Genomic DNA, 20,092 nt, shown 5'->3' with positions numbered 1-20,092 from the left:
CAGATTATCAGCTTGTTCGGGTATCGGGCGTCACATATCCGCCGGCGATACCACGTCGAAGGTCACCGGCAGAGGGTCGTGCCCTTCGAATTCCAGTGTGACCTCCACGTCGTCGCCCAGTTCCAGCGGCACCGAGCGCTGCATCAGCATCAGGTGGTAGCCGGACGGCGCCAACTCGAAGCTCTCACCGGCCTTGATTTCGATCGCGGGCACGGCGTGCATGTGCATCATGCCGTCTTTTTCCATGCTCTGGTGGATCTCCACCTTGCCGTAGGCATCGCTGTGGGCACCCACCAGCTTGATGGTCTCGTCACTGCCGTTGTGCAGGTGGAAGTAACCCGCCCCAGGGATATCACCGGGGAGCAGGCGCACGCGCGCATCCGACACCTCAACGTCGCCGGCGAAGGCCATTCCGGTGGACAGCACGAACGCCGTGGCGCCCATCAACAAAACGCTGGCAAGGTTACGCATGGAGTCATCCTTATCTCGAATGTTGTTGTGGTCTGAGAGCGCGTGCTGACGATCGGCACCGACGATCTCTAACAGAAGGCCGCCAGGCCGCAGTTGGAGGTAAACTGGCGGGAGTTAACATCCAGTACGATCTGATGTTTGGCGGTGTCGTAGAAGAAAGACTTGAAGCCCTTATCGCTGTCCGCCACCCGATAAGTCCCGCAGATGCCGTAGCCAACCCGCACCTCCTCAAGGTTGGCCAGCTCCACCATACTCGCGCTGGCCAACGGCATGGTCTTGGCAATGGCCCGCTGGATCTCGAACCCTTCCTTGGTCTCCGACAGCGCCTGCCCCCCGAAAATCGTCGCGCCCAACAGCGCGCAGCCCAGCAGGGGAATGGCGAAGACAAAATAGAAAGGACGCGGCAGTTTCTTCATCTCAATCAATCGCTTTGGTGTATGTGGAGACATTACGGGCGCACGGACACCGTGGATGCCCTGGCGGCGTTTGATGGTCACGGATTATGCAATAGGTGGGCACGCGGTGGGAAGTTCGGGGATGCCGCAGGACTCGTGGGAGTGATGAAGGATCGCTGAACACCGATATCGCCCTTCCCCCACCATCCGTCTTTGCCGACACTGTCTTTTCCCGCGGGTATTTGCTTCAATGCCCGGTCTCCGTTTTCGAGAGTGTCCGCCGTCGTTTCTGGCCTTTATCCGGCCCGGTCTGTGCCGGCTCCGGCGGGCGCTCTGCTCAGTAACCACGTAACTCAGGGAACATCCGAATGCTGTTTCGTAACGCCCGAATCTATCGGTTCACCAAGCCGTTTGATGTCGCTCTTGATGAGCTGGAACGCCAGTTGGAAGCGGACGCTTTCAAACCCTGCGGTCCGCAGGAGTCTTTCCGCCAGGGCTGGGTACCGCCGCTGGGGCGTCATGGCCAGCAGCTGGTGCACAGCGCCAACGGCTACCACCTGATCGCCCTGCGCAAAGAAGAGCGCGTGCTGCCGGCAGCTGTGATCAAGGAGGCGGTCACAGAGCGTGTCGAGATGATCGAGGCCGAGCAGATGCGCAAAGTACCGCGCAAGGAGAAAGACGAGATCAAGGAGCAGTTGACCCAGGAGCTGCTGCCCCGCGCCTTCACCAAGTCCAAGCGCACCTTTGCCTACCTGGCGCCGAAAGACGGTTTCATGGTGGTGGACGCCGGCTCGGACAAGCAGGCGGAAGAAATCGCCACCACGCTACGCAAAGCGATCGGTTCCCTGCCGGTGCGTCCGCCCGCACTGGAGCAGGCGCCGACCTTCACCTTCTCCGGCTGGCTCAGCGAGACCGTGGATCTGGCGCCGGCGTTCGAGCTCGGTAACGAGTGCGAGCTGAAGGACACAGGAGAGGAAGGCGGCGTGGTACGCTGCAAGGGCCTGGACCTGCTGGGCGACGAGATCCGTAATCACCTCAACGCCGGCATGCAGGTGACCAAGCTGTCACTGAGCTGGGAGGACAACATCTCCTTCGTGCTGGACGAGGAACTGACTCTGCGCCGCCTGAAATTCGGCGAGGACTTCCAGGAAAAGCTGGACGACATCGACGCCGACGATGCGGTCGCCAAGTTCGATGCCTCCTTCAGCCTGATGACCCTGGAATTGGCGCGCCTGTTCCCGGCGATGCTGGAAGCGCTGGGCGGCGAGGACCGTTCGGCGATTGTTGAGGAAGACGCGGCGTAGGTCGCCGCTGGGGCGGCCCGCGGGGCCGCTCCGAAACTGAAGTTTCGGCTACACTCTGGGGCACCTGCCAGGCAATGTAGCGGGAGCTTTAGCTTCCGAGGCGCCTAACAGGCGCCCAGATTCCATGGATGGAATTCACATGTCGTACAAAGAAGCCGTTCGGCACCGTCAATCGGTGATCGGCCAAGAGTACCTCATCACGATCTGCCTTCAGGATCGACAGCCCCTCTTCCAGCACTTTGATTTAGCCCGCGCTGTTGTCCATGCCTTCCGAAAAATGGAAGCCCAAGCTCAGGCATCCGTTCTTGCCTGGGTTGTGATGCCGGACCATCTGCATGCTCTGATTTCACTGTCGAACCCTAAAGGGCTAGGCAATACGGTCGCTCACTTCAAGATCGATGCGTCCCGATGTGCCAGCCGCCGAATTCCGTGGCAAAAGGGATTTCATGAGCGAACATTGCGGAAAGCGGATGATCGAAAGGATATTGCCCGGTATATCATTCTGAATCCCGTGCGAGCGGGTCTTGTTGCCTCCGTGCGGGAGTATCCACATTGGGACTCGGTTTATCTTTGACGTGCATTCGGCAGCCTTGGCGACTGCTCCGAAACTGAAATTTCGGCTACACTCTGGGGGCTTCTCCCAGGCAATGTAGCGGGAGCTTTAGCTTCCGAGGCGCCAGAAAGGCGCCCTACTACCCCCTCAATTTCTCCCGCTGCCAATCCGTCTCCGGCTCGTTGAGCGGCAGGCGCAGGTCCATGACGTCTTCTTCCATGTTGTAGGTGAGCTGGAAGCCCAGGTTGCGGGCGAGGTTGAGCATGGGCTGGTTGTCCGGCAGGACGTTGCCGATCATCTCCACCGTGCCCCGCGAGCGGCAATAGTCGATCATCTTGCGCATGAGGATGTAGCCCAGCCCTTCCCCTTTCAGGTGGTCGCGCACCATCACGGCGAATTCGCACTGCAGGTTGTCGGCGTCGGTCCAGACGCGCACGGTGCCGAGAGTTTCCTCACCCTTGCCGTCTTCCCGTTCGGCGTTGGCGATGAAGACCATTTCCCGGTCATAGTCGATCTGGACCATCTGGGCCACGTCTTCGTGGGAGAAATGCTTGCGGTACTGGAAGAAGCGATAGCGGATGCTTTCCGGCGACTGGCGCTGGTGGAATTCCAGGTGCGCCGGTTCGTCCTCCGCCAGCACGGGGCGGACGATGACCTTGCGGCCGGACTTGGGCAGCACCACCCACTCTTCGAGCTCGCGCGGGTACGGCTGGATGATCGGCCGGCCCGGTTCCCTGGCCAGATCGATGGCCACGTCCACCGCGACGGCGCCATCACGATCGAACAGAAGCGGCAGGATTTCCAGCCCCTTGATCTGGGGAATGTCGATGACGATCTGCGACAGGGTCACCAGGGTCTCGCAGATTGCACGGATGTCGTCTTCCGGCTGCAGGCTGTATTCCCGCAGCAGGCGGTACATGTAGGTGCGGCGCAGCAGTTCCTTGGCCAGGACCATGTTCAGCGGCGGCAGGGCGATCTGGCGGTCGGTCATGACGTTGACGCTGGCGCCGGCGGCACCGCAGACCACCAAAGGCCCGAACAGGGCGTCGCGGGTGATGCCGGTACTGAAGGCGATGCCCCCCAGGTGCTGATAGGTGCGCTGGACCGCGAAACCGAGGAAGCCGCTGCGCGGGAAGTGGGCGCGGTACTCTTCCATCAGGACGTTGCAGGATTCGATGATGGCGGATTCGCTATTGAGCCCCTGGATCGTCGACTTGTAGCGGCCGCGGCCGGTCTGCTCTTCCAGGAACGGGTGGCAGCCGCGCTCGTGGATCAGGGTGACGTCGATGGGTCGACGCTCCACCTGGAAGCTCTCCACCACGCCGTCCACATCGTCGCAATACACCGTGTCGACGGTGCGGATGCCGTAATCGGCAATGACCGCCCTCGCCTCGCTGTTGGACAGGTGGTTGCGCCCGGAGCGGTGCGCCTTCATGACGATCTTGCGCGCCAGGGCCCGGTCGGCGTAGTGGTCGGTAAAGGACTCGGGGGTCTCCCGCAGCAGCCTCTGCACGCGCTGATGATGGACGTGCTGCATGAAGGCCTTGACCGCCTTCTCCGGCGAGAAGAAGGACGGGATGCCGGCGCGGTAGAACTCGTCGCGGGCGTCCAGCACGGTGGCCTGTCCCAGCCAGCAGGTGAAGATATTGAGCCGCGTGCCCTTGGCGGCCTGCACCACAGCGTCTGCGATCTGCAGGCTGTCTTCGGTGAGGCTGGGCGCGTACATCACCAGCACATTGGAGACGTTGGAATCCTTGGCCAGGATGCGGATGGCCTCGGCGTACAGTTCCGGCGAGGCGTCGTAGTTCAGGTCAATCGGGTTCTTGCGGGTCCAGTAGGACGGCAGGTGATTGGCCAGGGCGTCGATGGTATCGCTGGAGAGGCTGGCCAGTTCGCCATCCAGCGCCGCCAGGCGGTCCACCGCCAGCACGCCGGGGCCAACGCCGTTGGCCATGATTACCAGTTCCTCGCGCCGCACCGGACGCATACGGGTCAGCGATTCCAGGGCGTCGAACATCTGGCTCAGGCCATCCACCCGCAACACACCGGCCCGGCGCAACACGGCGTTATAGATCGGATCGGTGCGGGTGACACCGATCGGTCGCTCCGCCGGCATCCACTCGGATTCCGGCACCCGGCCGCTCTTGACCGCAATCACCGGCTTGGTGCGGGAGGCCACCCGCACCGCCGACATGAAGCGGCGCGGGTTGGGAATATTTTCGATGTGCAACAGGATCGCGCGGCAGCGGGTGTCCTGGGCGAGGTAGTCGATGAGGTCATCGTGACCGATGTCCATGCCGTCGCCGAGGGTCAGGAAATGTGAGAAGCCCACGCCCCGGGCAAAGGCCCAGTCGATGATGCTGCTGGCCACGGTGCCGGACTGACCGACGAACGCCACCTTGCCGGGAATGGCGCCCATGTGGGCGTAGGTGGCGTTAAGGGAGCGGAACGGCACCATCAGACCAATGGTGTTCGGTCCCAGCACCCGGATGCCGGCCTCGCGGGCGGCGTCGCGTACCGAGTACATCAGTGGCTGACCGGTCTTGCTGTGGGCCCGGGACATGCCGCCGGTCATGACGATGGCGGTGCGCACGCCCGCCTCACCCAGTTGGCGCACCATACGCGGCACGGTGTCCGGCGGCGTACAGACAATCGCCAGATCCGGCTTGAAGGGCATCTTGGCGACCTTGGGCACACAGGGCACACCGTGGACGGTCTGGTACTCGTTGCGGTTGATCACCAGCAGCTTGCCGGGAAACCCGCCGCCCATCAGGTTGCGCAGAACCATACCGCCCAGGCTGTCGGTGCGCTCCGACGCCCCGGCGATGACGATGGAATCCGGATTGAACAGGCTTTCCAGATAACGCGTGCCCACGGTTTCTTCCCCCCCTTTGGCCTGCTCTCATGGTAGGCGGTCGACGGCCGGTTGAAAACGAAACTTTTGCGTTTCCAAGGCAAATTCCGGCCCGGCGTGCCGCCCCGGAACCCACTGGCCCGCCTACAAAAATCCAGCAAAGAAAAAAAGCGGCCCCGGGGCATCCCTGTTAATATGGCTATAAAAGACGCACTCCAGTGATACAGCACCACGGGATCAATAATGACAACAGCGTTCTTCTATCATGAGGATTTCCTCAAACACGACATGGGGCCGGAGCACCCCGAGTCGCCGGACCGCCTGACGAACCTGATCAGCTATCTGGCCGACAACGGCCTGGACCAGGCACTGGATTGGGTGCGCCCGGAAGAAGTTACCCGTGACCAACTGCTGCAGGTGCATCCCGACACCTACCTGCGCCAGCTGGACATGATGCAGCCGACCCGCGGCCGTGTGTTCACCGATCCCGACACCGCGATGATGCCCCACACCCTGCGCGCCGCCCGACTGGCCGCCGGGGCCAACGTGCAGGCGGTCGACATGGTGGTCTCCGGCCAGGCCACCAACGCGTTCATCGCCGCCCGCCCGCCGGGCCATCACGCCGAGCGCGGACGTTCCATGGGCTTCTGCTTCTACAACAACATTGCGCTGGCGGCGCGTCATGCCCTGAACTTCCATGGGCTGGAACGGGTCGCCATCGTCGATTTCGACGTGCACCAGGGAAACGGCACAGTGGACATCGTGCAGGGCGACGAGCGGGTGCTGATGTGCTCCAGCTTCCAGCATCCGTTCTACCCGCATTCCCACGTCTATCGCTGCGCGGAAAACATCGTGAACACGCCGGTTTCCGCCGGCACCACCGGCTCCGATTATCGTCGGCTGGTGGAGGACGCGTGGCTGCAGAAACTGCAGGACTTCAAACCACAGATGGTGCTGGTGTCCGCCGGGTTCGACGCCCATGCCGCGGACCCCATGGCGGAGCTGCAACTGCAAGTGGACGACTACCGCTGGCTGACGGACCTGATCACCAGCGTGGCCGCCGATTCAGCCGACAACCGGGTGGTGTCGACACTGGAGGGTGGCTATCACCTGAAAGCGCTGTCCGAGGGTGTTACGGCGCATCTTGAGGGGCTAACCGCCATCAAGGATTGAGCGGCGAGTTGTTGCCGGGTAACGCGAAGATACTGTCCAGAGTGCCATCCTGACGCAGACTTTCCAGGGCCGCCCTCATCTCGTCTTCCAGTTCGGGGTGTAGAGCTCGACGGGACATATACAGGTGCCCCTCCTGCCCGGCCCGAAAGTTGCGCATGCGGAAATCCTCCGGTGACAGATCGAGAGACGCCAAGGTGTGATAGATCGCCTGGTCACTGCACAGAATGGCACTGACACGCCCCAGCTTGAGCATTTCCAGCGCCTGAAAGATATCCCGCACGGCAAACTTGTGGATGCCCTGTGCCCGGGCGAACGCCTCGCCGTAATAGGTTCCGTGAACGAAGGCGACGGGTTTGCCCCGCAACCCTTCCAGGGTCAACACGACGTCCGATGATCTCAGGCCTGTCATGATCGCGCGCGTCGTGACAACCGGCCCCAGATCAATAGCCTCGTCCGCCAGCCGGGGACTTTCAAAAAGCACCACGAAATCCACCTCGCCGCGCAACAGCTCGGTGATGGCCCGGCGATGGGGACGCAGTTCGTACTTGACGGGAAGGTCGGCCCGGGTGACCAGTTGGTGGGCCAGGTCGACCAGCGAGCCCTCGGGGGAGCCGTAGCGGCCGGCGTAACCCCAGGGCCAGACTTCGGGGATGGCAAAGATGGCGGGCTCATCGGCATCGGTCGCGTAGACCGATGCGCTCCCCAGCACGAGAGCCAGGGCAGCCAATCGCAGCAAGGCGGTCAGGTTCAAACTCGTGCTCTCAGGCAATCATCGAAGCTGCCAATCTAGCACGGTCTGACCCACCTTGCCGCTTTTACCGGACCGCAGACGTCAGACCGCCGCCTGCTGACCCGAGGAGGTCATAACCTCCTCGCGAATGCCGTCCCAGCCGTCCTTGATCTGGCGCAGCAGGCTGGACACTTCGTCCAGCTTGGCCGCGTCGTTGTGCCGGTTGGCTTCGAACAGGGTGCGCTCCATATACTCATAGAGCGATTCCAGCCGCTCGGCCAGTTCGCCGCCCTGCTCGAAATTCAGGAAGCCGCGCAGGCCGCCGATGATCTCGATCGCCTTGCTGATCAACTGCCCTTTGCCAGCGATGTCATTGGCCTGCATGCGCGCTTTGGCCATGTTGATCCGCTCCAGGGCACCGTTGTACAGAAGCTGGATCAGCTTGTGCGGATCCGCATCGGTGATGCTGGTCTGGGTGTTGACGCGCTGATAAGCCTGTAAACCGTTCATGATGAACCTCTCACTTCTCCTGCAAGCCAGCGATGATTAGCTGTCATTGCTGTTGTTGGGTGCCAGCGCGGCCAGTTGCTGGCTGATGTATTCCTGGGTGTTATTGAGCTGCGCAATCAGCGAATCGGCCGCCGTGAACTGACTGACCAGCCGCTCCCGGTATCGGGTCATGCGATCTTCCAGTTCGAGACGCTCTTCCTCGATCTCGGCCAGGTCGTCCTGAAGGTTGTCGGTCCGGTTCTCCAGGGTGCCATCGGAGCCCAGGATATCGGTGACCATATTGACCGTCTGCTCACCGATCCCCTCGATGAAGGACACGGTGCCGCGGGAACCGGTCTGGTCCCCGGTGATGCGAACCTGCATGCCGGCGGCGCCGACAGAGCCTTCCACGAACAGGATTTGACCTTCCCCGGTCGCACGCTGGCCGTTAATGGTGCCCGCCACGTCCTTGCCCACCGTACCGGTGGCCACGCTCAGCCCCAGGTCCGCCGCGGAATTGGTGTCTACAGATGTGATGCTGACGTTGGATTCGCTACCGAACGCGCCGGACTTGAACGACAGGGCACCGCTGGTGCTGTCGAAATCCACCTGCACGGACTTGCCGGAGCTGCTCAGCGCCGTATTGGTGTTGAGCTGCTCCTGGATCTGGGCGGCCAGTTCCTCACGGGTGTAGGTGCCCGCATCCAGGGTAATGCTGACGGAGGTTTCGCCATCCACCTTGAACGTCAGGTTGTCATTGTCGCCGTCGATGGTGACTGATCCTGCGCCCACGTTGGTGCCGGTCAGCGAGCCCTGGGTCGCCGCCTGGGTGATGTTGATGCTGTACTCACCCGGCTCGGTATTGATACCGCTGCTGACGAACTCCACCTGGGCATCGCTGGTCCGCCCCTGCTCGGCAAACAGGGCTGTGACGTCGTCCGGGTTCGCCTCAAGCTGCTCAACGAACTTCTCCTGGTCGAACTCAAGCTTACCGGTCTCGTAGTCAGTGGTGATGCCCACGTCCGCCAGGGTGCGCACCGCAGAATCTTCCAGCCCCGGCACGATGCGGGTCAGCATGTTACGCAACCCGTTCTGGATACCGCGCACCGTGGAATCGCCGGACAGAACGCCGGCCGTCTGCGTCTCGGAGTTATAACCCGCCAGACCGGAAATGGTGTCCTGCAGCGCGTTGAATTTTTCAACAAAACTCGCCACACGATCCGTCACCGCGCCGGTGTCCTGCTCGACCTTGACCGTGGACGTGACACCCTCAGCCTTCACCTCGAAGGTCAGCCCGTCGATGACGTTGTCGATGGTATTGCTGGAACGGGTGATGCTGATCCCGTTGACCTGGACCACTGCGTCCTTGGCCTCAACCGTCTCGGTCAGGTTCTGGGCGGTGTCGTTGAAGACGAACTGGGACAGGCCGGCGGCGTCGGTGTTGTTGCCGTCGCTGTCATTAACGCCGATGCGAATGGCGTTGTCGGTACCGGTTTCGTCCGAGGACATGACCAGACGATAACCGTCGCCGGTGTCGATCACGCCGGCGGACACGGCCAGGCCGGAATCGTTGATCTCGTCGGCAATGCCCTGCAGCGTGTTGTTGGAGCTGTCGATATCGATCAGCTTGGTTTCACCGCCGACGCTGATGCTGAGGGTACCGGTGCCGACCGGGGTGGCGTCACGATCCTCGAAGGTGCCGGACGCGAGAGACTGGGCCTGGGCCAGGCTGTCCACCTGCACGGTGTAGCTGCCGCGGCTGGCTTCGGTGCTGTCGACGGTGACTGCCACATCCTCGTTGGAGGAGGAGGCGGAGAAGGATTTGAGATTGTCGGCTGCACTCAGCTGACGCATTGGCAGGCGCAATTCCGTAATCGCGCTGCGCAGCGTGCCGTAGGCTGAGATCAGCGTCTCCGCCTTTTGCTGTTTGCTGTCCAGCCGGTTGGTGACCGGCTCTTTCTCCGCAGCCACCAGCTGATCGACGAGATCCGAATTCAGGACCCCGGAACCGATACCCAGTGATGAAATGCCTGCCATAGTTTCAGCCCCTCAAGAAGGCAACCTATCCCTTTGTACGCTTATCGGCCAAAAGCGGCAAAACTTTGCCCTTCGTTCCGATCGCTTTGTAACAATATGTATCCACACTGCGAGATTTCACAGTACGCTTACGACACTCCGCCGCAACCGCGCCAGCCATTGAAGCCTCCAGAAAAGCACTGCCATTTCAGGTCCCTGGATGCAAAACACCGCCGACCCCATAGGAGCCGGCGGTGCTGAAATACCGCTATTTGGGCCCGGCATGACACCGGCAAGACCCTACACTTCGATATTGAATAGCGTCAGCGGTTCGTCCTGCTGCAAGTTTTCGGCCAACCTCAAAGCCACGTCGTCCGGAATCTGCCGAATGACCTCATCGGTCTGCTGGTCCACCACCCTCACGATTGTCTTGCCGGAGTCGTTGTCGACCTCAAACTGGAGGTCGCGCTGAACCGTCTGCACGAAGTCGTTGAGTTGGGAGACCGCCTTATCCAGAGATTCTTTCTGGGCTTCCTGCTGATTCTCAAGACGCTGCACACGGGACTGGTCAGAAGCCTGTCGCAGTGCCACCACCCTGGAATCGGAAGCCGCCTGGGCTCGAGCGGAAGGCGTGTTTCCTTCAGCCTGAGGTGACGCAGACGCCCGAGCCGGAGGCTGATCACTGGAGCGAACCAGCTTCAAATCCGGGCCATTCAGGTTTACGTCAGTCATAGCTCACCCCACTATCCTGATACGGCGGAAAGCCGGCCCCCGAAAGGGCCGGCTTTTACCGTGCTATCCCTGTTACTGCAGGAGGGACAGAACCTGCTGCGGACGGGCATTGGCCTGAGCCAGGACCGAGATACCGGCCTGCTGCAGAACCTGGGACTTGGACAGCTTCGCGGTTTCGGATGCGAAGTCGGCGTCCAGGATCCGGCCCTGGGCAGCGGACAGGTTCTCAGAGGTGGTCGCGATCGCTTCGATGGTGGACTCGAAGCGGTTCTGGATCGCACCGAGGTCCGCACGCTGGCTGTTAATCGAGGACAGCGCGGCATCGATCGTTTCGATAGCGGCGTTCGCGCCATCAGTGGTCGTGATGTCAATTTCAGCTACGGAGCTCAACGTACCACCCCCGTCAGCGATTGCTGTTGTTCCGCCAGAAACACTGAAAGCGCTACTAGAGGAAAGGTCAACAGTGCCCGTCACAGTACCTGCGGTCGCAGAGCTGAAATCGACACTACCACCTTCACTACCAGCCATGGTGGCTGCGGCCGTTCCGGTGTTTGCGTAGCTCGAGATACTGATGTCAGCACCACTCTCGCTAGTCAGCTTCAGTTGCTCAGTACCGGATTCCGTAACAACCTGAGCCGTAATACCGGTTACCGCGGAGTTATCATTGATCGCATCTGCAAGTGAGGAATAGTCGCCGCCAGTAACGGTCGCGGAAATCGAGACCTCTTCCCCAGTTCCATCGTTCTCACCGGCCAAATCAAAGCTAACTGTACCGTCAGCAATACCGCTCAGAGTTGCCTCAGTTCTTGCACTCGCTGTTACACCAGTATCGGCACTGAAAGCGTTAATACCCGCAGCAATGTCCTGCGCTGAATCTCCGGCCACTGTCGTGTAGGTGCCGCTGGCACCATTACCAGAAACCTCTATCGCCTCACTTCCGGCAACAGCGTTAGATGCAGCCGCTTGACCAAGCGCGGTACCGCTTGCACCAAAGGTATAGTTGCCAATATCCGTTCCACGCGCGCTGCCCATGGTGACATTGATAGTCTGGTTGGCATTGGCGCCGACCTGGAACTGGGCGTTAGTAAAGTCGCCGTTCAACAGGGTCTGGCCGTTGAAGTTGGTGGTGTCGGCGACGCGGTTCAGTTCCGCCTGCAACTGGCTTACTTCGGCCTGCAGCGACTTCCGGTCAGAAGAGGAATTGGTGTCGTTGGCCGACTGGACCGACAGCTCACGAATCCGCTGCAGCAGGTCACCGGCCTGCCCCAGCGCGCCTTCAGCGGTCTGTGCCAGGGAGATACCGTCGTTGGCGTTGCGCTGGGCAACGTTCAGGCCGCGGATCTGTGAATCGAAACGAGAGGAAATCGCCAGACCAGCCGCATCGTCTTTAGCCGAGTTGATGCGCAGACCGGAGGACAGACGCTCAAGAGCCTGGTCCGAGAGAGACTGGGACTTGTTCAGGTTGTTCTGAGCGCTTAAGGACGCAACGTTAGTGTTGATACCGAGAGCCATGATGCTTCTCCTTGAAACCGTCAGTTTTGACTGGAAAGAGGTCTGGCGCCCGTTTTCATCAGTTGGGTGCGCCGCCCTGCTGTAATGCTTAGCGGCGAGGGTTAAGAATCCTTTAGAAAGAATTTCGGATTTTCTTGTTAACTAATGTAAATCACTATCACGCTTTCAGTTTTATTTTACTTTTCATAAAGATAGGTCGATAAAAAATCCTTCCTCATATCGCCTCAACGCCTAAAGCGGGTGCAAGACCCGGCACTCCCATCGAGTGCGTCTGCCGCTCGTGACTTCCCCACACTCGGTTGAAAAAGCGGCAATTCCCTTCCTGCCGGTCAGTCAAAATATCGGCGCCCGCAAGCCGACCCGTCTCGCGACAAATTATTTTTTACAATCATTATCAGTGACTTATAAATAAAAAAAAGAAACTGGCACACACTTCGCTTCTGGCACGGCAACGCTTGCATTTTAACGAACGTTTGCCGGTAGGGCGTCCTTTTGATCGGGCACTTGGGTTCCGGCTTTTCCTGGCAAGGAGAAACAGCATGCCTCAGATCATTAATACGAACCTTGCGTCGCTGAATGCGCAGCGCAACCTGAACACGACCCAACGGGACTCGGACACCGCGATGCAGCGTCTGTCCTCCGGCCTGCGCATCAACTCGGCCAAAGACGACGCCGCCGGCCTGGCCATCTCGGAGCGATTCACCTCCCAGATCGATGGTCTGAACCAGGCGATTCGGAACGCCAACGACGGCATCTCCCTGGCACAGACTGCCGAAGGCGCGCTGGGACAATCCGGCGATATCCTGCAACGGATTCGCGAACTGTCGGTCCAGTCCGCCAACGCCACCAACTCCGCCTCCGACCGCCGGGCCCTGCAATCCGAGGTCAACCAGCTCAAGCAGGAGCTGGAGCGGGTGGCTACCACCACCGAATTCAACGGCCTCAAGCTGCTCGACGGCTCTTTCCAGGCCCAGCAGTTCCAGGCCGGCGCCAACGAGAACCAGACCATTGCCGTCTCTATTCAAGGCGCACGAACCACGGATCTGGCCAACAACAGTGTGAGCGCCTCAAACACCACTGCCGGACAAGGCAGTGGATCTGTTTACGCCGCAGCGGCTGGCGATGCGTCAGCGGCAAACACCATTGCTGCTCAGACGCTGACCGTCTCCAGCTCACTGGGTGAGGCCACTGTGGATGTTGAGAGCGGCGATACCGCCGAAGACATCGCTGCGGCGATCAACCAACAGGTGGATGCCACGGGGGTCGAAGCACAAGCCCGAACCACGGCTGACTTATTCGGCCTTGGCGGTACAGGCACTGTTTCCATGACGATATCGAGTGGAGGCGAAAAATCGACGATCTCCGCCCAGATTGACGACGTCGACGATCTGCGTCCCTTGGCGCGCGAGATCAACTCCGCGTCAGGTACCACAGGTATTACCGCTGAAGTGGAGGATGGCCGACTGACGCTTGTGCAAGCGGAAGGTAAAGACATCCTGGTTGAGGATTTCACAACCAACGCCACAACACCTACCGCCAGCTTCCGCGGTGGCGCTGAAGTGGACGGAGACGCCATCACTCTTGATGGGTCAGACGACACCGCCGATAGCGCGCGTGCTTCAGGCGAAATCACTTTCGGCTCGTCTTCGAGCTTTGCCGTATCATCCAGTATTGACGACACCGCCGGCAGCATTTTGGATGAGGCCGGTGGCACCGCCGTCGGTTCCACCACAGAGGATGTCTCCAGCATCGACATCAGCACCGTGGAAGGCGCCAACAGCGCCATTGCCGTGATCGACGCCGCCCTGGAGAAAATCAGTGGCATCCGCGCCGACCTGGGTGCCGCCCAGAACCGGCTGGATTCCACCATCTCCAACCTGAGCACCACGTCCGAGAACCTGTCAGCCGCCCGCTCCCGTATTCGCGATGCGGATTTCGCGGCGGAAACCGCGGAACTGGCGCGGACCCAGGTGCTGCAACAGGCGGGTCTTTCGGTCCTGTCCCAGGCCAACGCCCAGCCGCAGCAGGTCTTGCAGCTGCTGCAGGGCTAAGCCTCAGCGGAACCCGAAAAGGCCGGCAACTTGCCGGCCTTTTTTACGCCCGTCTTTTGCACCAACTTTGAAAATCCGCACGTTCCGCCTGCCGACACCGACCATGTCGTAAAACTGGCACGCCTTTCGCTCTACCTCTCCCAAAGGCCCATTCCCGGCCCAAAGCTGCAGATTATTGCCGGTGCCACCCTGCCGGCGGCAAGGAACAGACGAGGTGATCCATGCACGCACAGCACCACCCGCAAGTTGGTCAGAACGATAGAGTCGCGATTGCGCGCCTGTTGCTCGCCGCCAATTCGACCTACAACCAGTCGAACGATCCCGGCAACAGCTATGCGGCCCGGCTGGAAGCTCGTGAGGACAGCCGCCACTATCTGGCTCAGGTAATGGAGCGGACCCACGACAACGCGGCAGCCTGGGGACTGCTGGGCCGTCTGGAAATGGACGACGGCAACCTGGACACCGCCCAGGCGCTGTTTGAGCGCAGCCTGTCCATCGACCCGGATCAGCCCCAGCAATACACCAACCTGGGTTACTGGGCGCTGGCCTCGGAACGCCCGGCCCTGGCCGAGCAGTATTTCCAGGAAGCGCTGAACCGGGATCGCCAGTCGGCCTCGGCTTTCTGCGGTATGGCCCACGCCAAGCGCCAACTCGGTCAGTTCGATGTCGCCTACCTGCACTACCGCAAACTGCTGCAGCTCAACCTGGAATGGCCGTCGATCTACAGCGGCATGGTGGCCTGTGCCGCCCAGCTCAGCGTTGATCAGGCGGACCAGGAACTGGCCTACGACGCCATCACCCTGCTCTCGCGCGACGACATTCCGCACCAGGACCTGGGACGCTTCGTGGCGGCGATCCTGCGCCACCAGTACGACCTGGACAACCCCGATGCCCGGGTGCTGCTTGAAGCCGCGGCTGACGACGAGCTCCTGCTGCTGGCCCTGGAAAAGACCCTGATGCCGGACCCGGCCGTGGAATCCTTCGTGACGCTGCTGCGTAACGCCATCCTGAGCGAAGTGGCGACCACCGCCACCCTGCGGGACGGGCTGCACCGGCTGGCCATCGGCATTGCCCTCTACGCGGACCGCACCGGCTACGCCCTGCCCGCCGGCGACAACGAGGCTCGGGTGATCGACGCCATCAACAGCAGCGTCTGCGCGCAATTCGCGTTGGGCGAAAGCATGGAGGCCATTGCCGGTTCCCTGATGATCAGCGCTCTTTATGGCGCCCTGTTCCACCAGCCGTTCGCAACGCAACTGGGCCGCTGGGGACTGACCGAGTGGCCGACAGGCCTGCAACCGCTGTTGGCAGCCAGCTACTATCACCGCGCCACCGAGGAAGCCATCAAACAGGGTTTTGAGGAAAAGCAGGATGAGCTGGCGCTGGCGCCAGAAGATGTGCCCCAGGCCTGGCCGCACTGGCAGACGTTGAGTCAACATCCCCAAACCAGCCTCAAGGCCATCATGCGCTCGCGCCTGCGCCTGGATACCGACAACCTGCCGGACACCCTGCGTCTGATGGTATGCGGTGCGGATTCCGGCCAGCGAGCCCTGGAGCTGGCGCGCAGCCTGAGCGATGTGGAAATCATCGCCGTGGACGAGAACCTGTCCAACATTGCCCGCGCCAGTCGCACGGCCCAGGATATGGGCCTCGAACAGATCGTGTTCTGGCCATGGTCTCTGGCGAGCCGGTTCATTGCCGACGGCAACCGGGTCGACTGGATCGAGCTGGGCCGACTGCCCTCTACCCACGCCAGCCACGTGTCGCTCGCCGGAGTGGTCAACCAGGCGTGCCAGCAAGGCAGCATCGTGCACCTGCGGACCAGCATGGCCGGCGATTCCACCGCCGACGCCCAGATCCGCCAGCTGATTGCCCGGCACCAACTACCGGAAACCAACGATTCCCTGCGTCAACTGCGTAATCTGATTACAGAGAACGCCCAGGACCCGGCCCTGGCGGCGCTGCTCGAAGAAGAGGATTTCTACGGTCTGGGCGGCTGCCACAACCGCTGGTTCCGGCCGCAGGATCCGCACCAGCTTCGCTCGCTGCTGGCACTGATGTGCAACGAGGTGGACTGGAAGCTGGTCCGTGCCCAGGACAGCGACGGTCACGGCCTGGCCCTGTCACCGGTACAGCGGCAACTGCGCGCCGAGGCCAGCGGCAGCGATGTGCAGAGCGTCTGGGGCCAGCCTCTGGGCCTCTATTTCATGCGTCGTCGTTAAGACCTCTCGGAACGGCGGCCCTTTGGCTGATGTCAGGGCCGCCGCGAGTCCAGGAAACGCTGCCAGTCGGCCAACGTATCCACGTCCCAGCGGGCCGGCAGGCAATGCACGCGGCAGCCGGCCTCGACCAACGCATCCCGGGTTTGCTCAAGCGCCTTGTCGGTGCCCCAGGCTATGCCGTTCAGAACAGGACCCAACGGCCGCCGGGCGCCTATGAGAACAAAGCCGCCGTCATCCGACGGTCCCAGCACCACGTCATCATCAGCCAATGCCCGGATGGCCTCAGCGATGTAGGCCGCATCCACCGACGGACAATCACTGCCTACGATGACCGCCGCCCCGGCCTGTTTCAGTTCGGCATCCAGCGCTCCTGACATACGTGCTCCCAGATCCTTCCCTACCTGGATGCGCTGCGCCACATCGGCCGCTTGCAGGCGGTGGAGAATCGACGTGGCATGGCTCGGGTCGTCTGGCCGGGCACGATCCCACCAGAACGATACGTGCAGACCTGTCGCCAGCAGATTGTCGAGGACAGCACCCGTGAGGCGGATATGGGCGTCAAGCGCGCCGCGCTCGCCGAGGTCCGCCGCCAGCCGCGTCTTGACACGACCGGGTTCCGGCCACTTGGCAAACTGGATCAGGCGAACGCCGTCAAAATCACTTGGCTTTGGTCGCGGCATTGGGGGACGCAGCCTTGGAGGGTGTGACGTTGGGATAGTAGAGGCGAGCGAGGTGGATGGGGTCCTCACCACGCCAGTAACGGAAACGCAGCTGCCACATCAGCAGGATGGTCCGCAGGATGCCGTGTTTTTCCCAGCGACGGCTGTCCGTCACCGCCCGGGAATTGACGCAAAAGGGCTTGGAGAGTGGCAGCAGACGCCGGCTCAGGGCAATGTCCTCCATCAGCGGCACGGTCTCGAAACCGCCCACTTCCTCGAAGATGACGCGCCGCACGAACATCGCCTGGTCGCCGGTGGCTATGCCGGTGATGCGCGATCGCAGGTTCATGGCGTGACCGATCACCCGCAGCAGGACATGATCGCCGGACAGACGCACGTCGAACCGCCCCCAGGCTGCCGGGCTGTCGACGAAGCGCTGCAGGTGCTCGAGGGCGTCCAGCGGCAGGCGCGTGTCGGCATGCAGGAACACCAGCACCTCACCGCCAGCAACAGCGGCACCGGCATTCATCTGGTGTGAACGGCCACGCGGCGACTCCACCAGTCGATCGCAGAGCGGACGAGCCTGCTCGACGGTGGCGTCGTCGCTGCCGCCATCCACCACAATCACCTCGTGCCCCTCCTCACGCCATCCCTGCAGGTCGTTCAGCGCCATTCGGACGCTCTGCGCCTCGTTGAGTACGGGAACGATAAACGACACATGCAGGGGCACGGTAACCAAGAAGGACTCCAGAACTTTCGAATGACGGTGGGACAGTTAAATTAACAGGACAGCGGCTCCAACACCAAGGTTCCCGTCCAACCCGCAGCGCGGTTGAGCCGTGGCAACCCGATGGGTATGATACCCGTCCTTCGCCCCCGTAGCTCATCTGGATAGAGCGGTCCCCTCCTAAGGGACAGGTAGCAGGTTCGAGTCCTGCCGGGGGTACCACCTAAACATCCATCAAGATCTATACAATTCCGCACAACACTGTTTTTAAACACTTTATCCTTACCTTTCAGTCCACCGAGATCCACCAAATTCTGTCCTGAGCCATGCGCTCTGGGGGTACTTATGGGGGGGGGGGCAAAACAAAATTCACCTAGCTATAGTGAAATTTATACCCCCACTGCAGAACCGAGCACGCTCATGGCTACAGACAAGCTAACCGACAGACAGGTAAAGTCCGCAACCTTTGAGAAGTACGGGAAGCGCACCAAGCTCTCTGACGGCCAAGGCGGATGTGTTCGACTACATCGAGGTATTCTATAACCGGCTTCGGCGTCATACCCACTTGGGAGGCGTCAGCCCCGAGGCCTTTGAGCGGGCCTCCGTTTGAGGCTAAGGCGTGTCATGCTTAGCGGGGGAAGTCCACTGGCACAGAGGATGGATGCAGGGAGAGGGGGGAAGAAATAGAACACTTGCTCGATGAGAGAGGGCTGAGAAATTTTCGTTCCTAAGATTTCTCCCCAATCGAGTACATCAGTGAAGTCCATGCACGCAACTACGCTCACACCAGTATCTATCCGGATTGGCTGGCGCGAAGAAATACCTCTCTGTTTGGTTCACAAAGATCGATAGACTACGCTGAAACAGCGACTTCAATGCAAGGAAAGCAGAATGCCTCTAGACACCATGATATTTCCGGAGAGCTACCAGACTCCTGAAATCGAGCTTAAACGCGCACTGCTTACATACAATAAAGTTTTCCTGATCGACCCAAAGGAAAACGACATCATGCCTCCCGAACTAATGACTCAGGCCATGATGCCTCCCGGAATGCCCTTCTCACCCTTCGCAATCAACATGGGTGCGCCGGTTTGCCCTATCATTAAATCTCAATCATATGAGAACGACTTTGACAGGTTACTGGAAACATTCCAGCCCGCATTAAAGGCTGGTTGCTTAGAAGTAACGACCACCTACAAAGAATCAATAAAGCCAGGGACCGTTGCTATTGGCGCGTTTTCGCATGGAGGCGCTACAGGCTATCCATTAAATCCCCAAGCCGTCCTTTGGTTCTTAAGACAGCTCGGCGGCAATCAAAGTTTGTTAAAAGAAGCATTAGGAGCTCAACCGATCGATCCTGCGATAATTGAGCGAGCTAGCGACATACGCTTCGGTGCTGCCTCTGGACAAATCAACGGCGCACCGGCGTTACCCATGCTCGACGTACCCCAACAATTGGAGCAGCATCAGGCGGCACTCACAAAGCTGGCATTGAGCAGAATTGCGTCAGTGATCAAGTACTATGGTTATTGCGAAAACAAAAACATCGTTCCGTTTCTTTATGACCCTCAAACGATGCACTTTGTATCTAGGATTATTTCCTGCGCAAACTCTTCTATGGATCAAGCCACCTCGACTGACCAAGACGCCCCGTGGGCTCGGGTTCAGCGGCTTCAGCAGATTTTATTTTCCGAAACTCTCGACGGTAAAAAACTAGAAGAGGCTTCCATAAGCGACATTCTCCGTGCACGGACCCCGGGCTGGTTAAAATCAGAGGAGAAAAAAGACGGTCTGCTAGAGCGACTACACGAGATGGCGAGAGAAGAAGAGAACTTTGAAGAACAGGCTTCATCCGAGCTATCAGGGTACCTTAAACAGGCAGAGGATCTCGCGCATGATCGCAATAACTTCCGATTACAACTCTATGCAGACATCATCCCTCAAGCGATGGACCTTCGAGCGAGCATTCCATTTGCAACTGGTGCGGGTGCTGCAACAATAGGAGTCAGTACGGCATTTACAGGCGCTAGTGTGCCGCTCATTTTTATTGGCGCAGCAGCTTGGGCGTGCAATATGGTCAGAGAGTATGGGCCCCAAATGAGGGACTTAAGACGAAGGGAGCAAAGCCTCCGTAGCAGCTCAGGTCTATCTTTTTATCGACGTGTAAAAGGCTTCAGATAAACAACTTTATGTCCCGCATAAGG

Annotated in this window: 16 protein-coding genes, 1 tRNA gene and 1 pseudogene; 8 read left to right on the top strand and 10 right to left on the bottom strand. The window is 60.3% G+C overall.

Going from position 1 to position 20,092, the window contains the following annotated elements; genetic code table 11:
- Window positions 1-30: 30 nt before the first annotated feature.
- Together GQB00_RS00940 and GQB00_RS00935 are read right to left on the bottom strand one after the other, a co-directional pair.
- Complete coding sequence (locus GQB00_RS00940; protein ID WP_165854918.1) at window positions 31-471, bottom strand: copper chaperone PCu(A)C; 441 nt, start codon at window positions 469-471, stop codon at window positions 31-33.
- A 68-nt stretch (window positions 472-539) separates the two neighbouring features.
- Window positions 540-887, bottom strand: coding sequence for a hypothetical protein (locus GQB00_RS00935; protein WP_165854917.1), 348 nt, complete (start codon window positions 885-887; stop codon window positions 540-542).
- Between the two features lie 347 nt (window positions 888-1,234).
- Between GQB00_RS00935 and rdgC the strand changes: the two genes are divergently transcribed.
- Window positions 1,235-2,170 carry a recombination-associated protein RdgC gene (gene rdgC / locus GQB00_RS00930; protein WP_111496538.1) on the top strand — a complete coding sequence of 312 codons (936 nt, stop codon included), beginning with the start codon at window positions 1,235-1,237 and terminating at the stop codon, window positions 2,168-2,170.
- 139 nt (window positions 2,171-2,309) lie between these two features.
- Window positions 2,310-2,744 (top strand): REP-associated tyrosine transposase, encoded by a 435-nt coding sequence (locus tag GQB00_RS00925; RefSeq protein WP_165854916.1) that lies wholly within the window; start codon window positions 2,310-2,312, stop codon window positions 2,742-2,744.
- Between the two features lie 118 nt (window positions 2,745-2,862).
- On the opposite strand, the gene GQB00_RS00920 is transcribed toward GQB00_RS00925, so the two are convergent.
- Window positions 2,863-5,598, bottom strand: coding sequence for a GNAT family N-acetyltransferase (locus tag GQB00_RS00920; RefSeq protein ID WP_165854915.1), 2,736 nt, complete (start codon window positions 5,596-5,598; stop codon window positions 2,863-2,865).
- A 222-nt stretch (window positions 5,599-5,820) separates the two neighbouring features.
- Between GQB00_RS00920 and GQB00_RS00915 the strand changes: the two genes are divergently transcribed.
- A complete protein-coding gene (locus GQB00_RS00915; protein ID WP_111496541.1) occupies window positions 5,821-6,750 on the top strand; it encodes a histone deacetylase family protein in 930 nt (309 codons plus the stop codon).
- Here the strand turns inward: GQB00_RS00915 and GQB00_RS00910 are convergent.
- From GQB00_RS00910 to GQB00_RS00890, 5 genes are all read right to left on the bottom strand, one after another.
- Window positions 6,740-7,501, bottom strand: coding sequence for a substrate-binding periplasmic protein (locus GQB00_RS00910; RefSeq protein WP_165854914.1), 762 nt, complete (start codon window positions 7,499-7,501; stop codon window positions 6,740-6,742). The two genes, GQB00_RS00915 and GQB00_RS00910, sit on opposite strands and share 11 nt — an antisense overlap.
- Before the next feature lie 81 nt (window positions 7,502-7,582).
- Window positions 7,583-7,990, bottom strand: coding sequence for a flagellar export chaperone FliS (gene fliS, locus GQB00_RS00905; RefSeq protein ID WP_165854913.1), 408 nt, complete (start codon window positions 7,988-7,990; stop codon window positions 7,583-7,585).
- A gap of 36 nt (window positions 7,991-8,026) precedes the next feature.
- Entirely contained in the window at window positions 8,027-10,006 is a 1,980-nt protein-coding gene (gene fliD, locus GQB00_RS00900; RefSeq protein WP_165854912.1) for a flagellar filament capping protein FliD, read from the bottom strand.
- A gap of 279 nt (window positions 10,007-10,285) precedes the next feature.
- Window positions 10,286-10,717, bottom strand: coding sequence for a flagellar protein FlaG (locus GQB00_RS00895; protein ID WP_111496545.1), 432 nt, complete (start codon window positions 10,715-10,717; stop codon window positions 10,286-10,288).
- A 72-nt stretch (window positions 10,718-10,789) separates the two neighbouring features.
- Window positions 10,790-12,229 carry a flagellin gene (locus tag GQB00_RS00890; protein ID WP_111496546.1) on the bottom strand — a complete coding sequence of 480 codons (1,440 nt, stop codon included), beginning with the start codon at window positions 12,227-12,229 and terminating at the stop codon, window positions 10,790-10,792.
- Window positions 12,230-12,768: 539 nt separating this feature from the next.
- Here GQB00_RS00890 and GQB00_RS00885 point away from each other — a divergent pair.
- Together GQB00_RS00885 and GQB00_RS00880 are read left to right on the top strand one after the other, a co-directional pair.
- Window positions 12,769-14,280, top strand: a complete 1,512-nt coding sequence (locus GQB00_RS00885; protein ID WP_165854911.1) for a flagellin — start codon at window positions 12,769-12,771, stop codon at window positions 14,278-14,280.
- Between the two features lie 221 nt (window positions 14,281-14,501).
- Window positions 14,502-16,502, top strand: a complete 2,001-nt coding sequence (locus tag GQB00_RS00880) for a tetratricopeptide repeat protein (protein WP_165854910.1) — start codon at window positions 14,502-14,504, stop codon at window positions 16,500-16,502.
- Between the two features lie 32 nt (window positions 16,503-16,534).
- Here the strand turns inward: GQB00_RS00880 and GQB00_RS00875 are convergent, their stop codons facing one another.
- Together GQB00_RS00875 and GQB00_RS00870 are read right to left on the bottom strand one after the other, a co-directional pair.
- On the bottom strand, window positions 16,535-17,182 hold the full coding sequence (locus tag GQB00_RS00875; protein WP_165854909.1) for a TIGR04282 family arsenosugar biosynthesis glycosyltransferase: 648 nt from the start codon (window positions 17,180-17,182) through the stop codon (window positions 16,535-16,537).
- Window positions 17,160-17,891: a TIGR04283 family arsenosugar biosynthesis glycosyltransferase gene (locus tag GQB00_RS00870; RefSeq protein ID WP_416234148.1), complete on the bottom strand. Its 732-nt coding sequence runs from the start codon at window positions 17,889-17,891 to the stop codon at window positions 17,160-17,162. Before GQB00_RS00870 ends, GQB00_RS00875 begins: the two co-directional genes overlap by 23 nt.
- A gap of 142 nt (window positions 17,892-18,033) precedes the next feature.
- Between GQB00_RS00870 and GQB00_RS00865 the strand changes: the two genes are divergently transcribed.
- The 3 genes and pseudogenes from GQB00_RS00865 (at window position 18,034) to GQB00_RS00855 (ending at window position 20,069) form a co-directional block, all read left to right on the top strand.
- Window positions 18,034-18,110: transfer RNA gene (locus GQB00_RS00865), tRNA-Arg, on the top strand.
- A gap of 280 nt (window positions 18,111-18,390) precedes the next feature.
- Window positions 18,391-18,498: pseudogene (locus GQB00_RS00860) on the top strand (IS3 family transposase); the annotation flags it as partial.
- Between the two features lie 281 nt (window positions 18,499-18,779).
- Entirely contained in the window at window positions 18,780-20,069 is a 1,290-nt protein-coding gene (locus GQB00_RS00855; protein ID WP_165854907.1) for a hypothetical protein, read from the top strand.
- The last annotated feature ends 23 nt before the right edge of the window (window positions 20,070-20,092 follow it).

This window comes from Marinobacter sp. JSM 1782161 (assembly GCF_011421605.1).
GTDB lineage: Bacteria > Pseudomonadota > Gammaproteobacteria > Pseudomonadales > Oleiphilaceae > Marinobacter_A > Marinobacter_A bohaiensis.
This window is presented reverse-complemented; position numbering and strand designations above follow the sequence as displayed.

Excerpts from the sequence above, each read along its gene's own strand:
- GQB00_RS00940 (WP_165854918.1), bottom strand. The coding sequence starts at position 471 with ATGCGTAACCTTGCCAGCGTTTTGTTGATGGGCGCCACGGCGTTCGTG.
- GQB00_RS00935 (WP_165854917.1), bottom strand. The coding sequence starts at position 887 with ATGAAGAAACTGCCGCGTCCTTTCTATTTTGTCTTCGCCATTCCCCTG.
- rdgC (WP_111496538.1), top strand. The coding sequence starts at position 1,235 with ATGCTGTTTCGTAACGCCCGAATCTATCGGTTCACCAAGCCGTTTGAT.
- GQB00_RS00925 (WP_165854916.1), top strand. The coding sequence starts at position 2,310 with ATGTCGTACAAAGAAGCCGTTCGGCACCGTCAATCGGTGATCGGCCAA.
- GQB00_RS00915 (WP_111496541.1), top strand. The coding sequence starts at position 5,821 with ATGACAACAGCGTTCTTCTATCATGAGGATTTCCTCAAACACGACATG.
- fliS (WP_165854913.1), bottom strand. The coding sequence starts at position 7,990 with ATGAACGGTTTACAGGCTTATCAGCGCGTCAACACCCAGACCAGCATC.
- fliD (WP_165854912.1), bottom strand. The coding sequence starts at position 10,006 with ATGGCAGGCATTTCATCACTGGGTATCGGTTCCGGGGTCCTGAATTCG.
- GQB00_RS00895 (WP_111496545.1), bottom strand. The coding sequence starts at position 10,717 with ATGACTGACGTAAACCTGAATGGCCCGGATTTGAAGCTGGTTCGCTCC.
- GQB00_RS00890 (WP_111496546.1), bottom strand. The coding sequence starts at position 12,229 with ATGGCTCTCGGTATCAACACTAACGTTGCGTCCTTAAGCGCTCAGAAC.
- GQB00_RS00885 (WP_165854911.1), top strand. The coding sequence starts at position 12,769 with ATGCCTCAGATCATTAATACGAACCTTGCGTCGCTGAATGCGCAGCGC.
- GQB00_RS00880 (WP_165854910.1), top strand. The coding sequence starts at position 14,502 with ATGCACGCACAGCACCACCCGCAAGTTGGTCAGAACGATAGAGTCGCG.
- GQB00_RS00875 (WP_165854909.1), bottom strand. The coding sequence starts at position 17,182 with ATGCCGCGACCAAAGCCAAGTGATTTTGACGGCGTTCGCCTGATCCAG.
- GQB00_RS00855 (WP_165854907.1), top strand. The coding sequence starts at position 18,780 with ATGCCTCTAGACACCATGATATTTCCGGAGAGCTACCAGACTCCTGAA.